Annotated in this window: 2 protein-coding genes and 1 pseudogene; all 3 read right to left on the reverse strand. The window is 41.0% G+C overall.

The features are described 5' to 3' along the window. Positions 1-1,440: RagB/SusD family nutrient uptake outer membrane protein (locus QVP67_RS00985; RefSeq protein WP_288179763.1), on the reverse strand; the 1,440-nt coding region annotated here is incomplete at its 3' end. A gap of 15 nt (positions 1,441-1,455) precedes the next feature. Beyond that, the gene (locus QVP67_RS00990) at positions 1,456-2,472 is read right to left on the reverse strand and encodes a TonB-dependent receptor (protein ID WP_288179764.1); all 1,017 of its coding nucleotides are present in this window, start codon (positions 2,470-2,472) and stop codon (positions 1,456-1,458) included. Next, a pseudogene (locus tag QVP67_RS00995) lies at positions 2,432-2,925 on the reverse strand (TonB-dependent receptor); the annotation flags it as partial. The pseudogene QVP67_RS00995 and the gene QVP67_RS00990, both read right to left, overlap by 41 nt.

Raw genomic sequence — 2,925 nt, forward strand, 5'->3', positions numbered from 1 at the left:
ACGACGTTCATTCTTCAGACGCTTCACGAAATCTGCTTCACTCATTCCGCTCGGCAGTTCGGGCATATTTACATCTGCACGGGCACGCACCTGATTGACAGCTTCACGCGCACTCAAAGGAAGTTCACCATCCTTATAATCAGGATTATGGAAAGCATTCACCATTGCTTCTGCATAGTTCAGCAATACTTCTGCATAACGGAACAGAATCCAGTTATGGTTTTTAGCAGTCACTTTGCTACCCGACTCAAAACTGATGGAATTATTGACGTACTTCTGCAAATAATAACCTGTTGTTGTAGCATTTTCAATCGGAAGTCCGTTAGCTCCTCCTTCCCAGATTTCTACATTGTTAACCGGCCACTTCATATTATTATAAACGATAGTCATTCCCATACGAGGGTCACGGTTCGCATAAGGATTGGCTTTCATGGCAGGATTGCTCCAATCAAAAGCTGAACCGTCTGTCATTTCATAAGCATCCACCAAATTCTGAGTAGGACAAGTGGAAGTGCTACCGCCTTCTACTCCCATCGGGAAGTTAGCCTTCTCAAAATCTCCGTTCTCACCAGTGGCACGAGCTAAAATAACTTCGGCAACTTTGTTATTGGTATCATTGAACAAATCGGAATAATTCACCAGTTTATAACCCAGTTCGGAAGAAGAGCCAATGATCTCATAAGCAGCCTTGGCAGCCTTTTTCCAATTCTCCGCATTGTCACTGCTATACAACGGACTTGCCATATAGAGCAACATACGTGCTTTTAAAGCCAATGCCGTACCTTTGGTAACGCGACCAGTCTCTGCATCCGGAAAACTCTTGTAATCCACCGGCAAATAGTTAGCTAAATCAGAACATTCGTCCACAATGAACTGTGCAATCGTCTCAAAGGTAGCGGGAGTAACCTGATTAGCTTCTTCCTGTGTCAATACTTCTGTAACAAAAGGAACATTATGATAGCGTCTGATCAACTCAAAGTAGAAATAAGCACGCAGGAACCGTACTTCGTACTTGTAATTGTTAAAGCACTTCATCATATTCTCATATTCATCGGAATATTTCCAGTCATCGAAAGTCAGATTAGCTGTCTCTGCCAGATACAAATTGGCAGCCCGAATGCCTGTGTAATAATTGCTCCACTGATCATCCACCGTATTGTTCGCAGACCAAGTACCATTCACAAACCTTTGGATGTTGGAAGAATCGTATATATGAATAGCATCATCTGTCGCAGCATCGAGCATAGCTCCGTCTATCGAACAGAAATCGGCTTTCAAATATCCATAAATGTTCGTCACCAACTGTTTTACACGAGTATAACTATCCAGAACATCCTCTTTGGTATAGTTATCGGACTCATCACAATCCATAAAGTCGCATCCAGTAAGCGTAAACAACGACAGAAGCAATGCAAGTCCTTTTATTTTAATATTCTTCATCTTAATCACGTTTTATTAAAACTTCAAATTAAAACCAAACGCATATTGTCTCATTGTAGGATGAGCAACGCCAATAGACTCTGGATCGGCAATATCAATTCCATCCACACAGAACAGATCGTGTCCACGACCAAAGATCTTTATACCTTTTACAAAAGCAATGTTCTTCAGCCATTTTTCCGGCAACTGATAATATACTTCCAACATTCTCAATTTCAAGAACGAAGCATCGGCTACCCACAAAGAATTGGTATTATAGTTATTATCAGATCCTTGCGTAGTCAGACGGGGCAATGTTCCATTCGGATTGCTCTCACTCCAGCGGTTGTCCCAATAATATTGAGATATGGTATTGTTCGATACCAACGGACGATATACACTCTTCGTATCCAATATTTTACTATAATTGGCAGCTCCTTGGAAATAAGCAGTAAAACCTAATCCCTTATACTCCGCACCCACATTAAATCCGTAATAGATTTCCGGACAAGTTTCATTATATCCTAAAGCCACTTGGTCGTATTGGTCAATACGCTTGTCACCATTCTGATCTTTAAATTTCAAATCACCGGGACGCACATCTGACAAATATTGCTTAACATCACGCTGATCGATTTCTTCCTGACTTTGATAAATACCTTCCACTTCATAACCAAAAATCTGTCCAACTGAATGACCGGTACGTTTTAAATAATCATACGGACGGTATTCTTCATTCATCTCAATAATTTCATTACGGGCAAATGAGAACTGTCCACCGATTTGATAAGTAAAATCTCCGATATGATCGGTCCAGTTAGCAGCCACATCCACTCCGTAACTGTTGATAATACCGTCATTACGCATAGGAACAGTCATACCAAATACCGATGAAATCGCTCCACTACCATCCACTAAAATATCGGTACGATGGTCGTAATATCCATCAACGGTCAAAGATAATTTGTTCCATACCATCAAATCAACACCTACGTTCAGTTTGTGAGACTTCTCATAAGTCAGCCCGTCCACCGCAATGCGATATTCTTTCATACCTGACTGACTCTCCACTACCGTCAACCAAAATATCGGTACGATGATCATAATATCCGTCAACGGTCAAAGACAATTTATTCCAAGCCATCAAATCAACACCCACGTTCAGCTTATGAGACTTTTCATAAGTCAACCCGTCCACCGCAATGCGATATTCTTTCATTCCAGACTGGCTGGCAGGAGTATCTTTGAAATAATAGCTGTTTCCACTGCCAAAATAATATTTATACAGATTAGCATCAAAGTCAGCACGTCCTGCTATACCATAAGACGCTCTCAGCTTCAACAAATTCAGATTATCCGATTTCAACCAATCTTCTTCTGAAAGTATCCATCCTGCTCCGATCGAAGGAAATATTCCCCAACGGTTACCCGGTTCCAAAACACTTGATGCAGAACCAGACAAGGCAAAATCCAGAATATAACGGTTCTTATAAGTATAGTGACCTT

Origin of the sequence: Bacteroides sp. CAG:633 (assembly GCF_000435115.1) — a bacterium.
Classification (GTDB): Bacteria; Bacteroidota; Bacteroidia; order Bacteroidales; family Bacteroidaceae; genus Bacteroides; species Bacteroides ndongoniae.

Coding starts and splice junctions, on each gene's coding strand:
- QVP67_RS00990 (WP_288179764.1), bottom strand. CDS start 2,472: ATGAAAGAATATCGCATTGCGGTGGACGGGCTGACTTATGAGAAGTCT.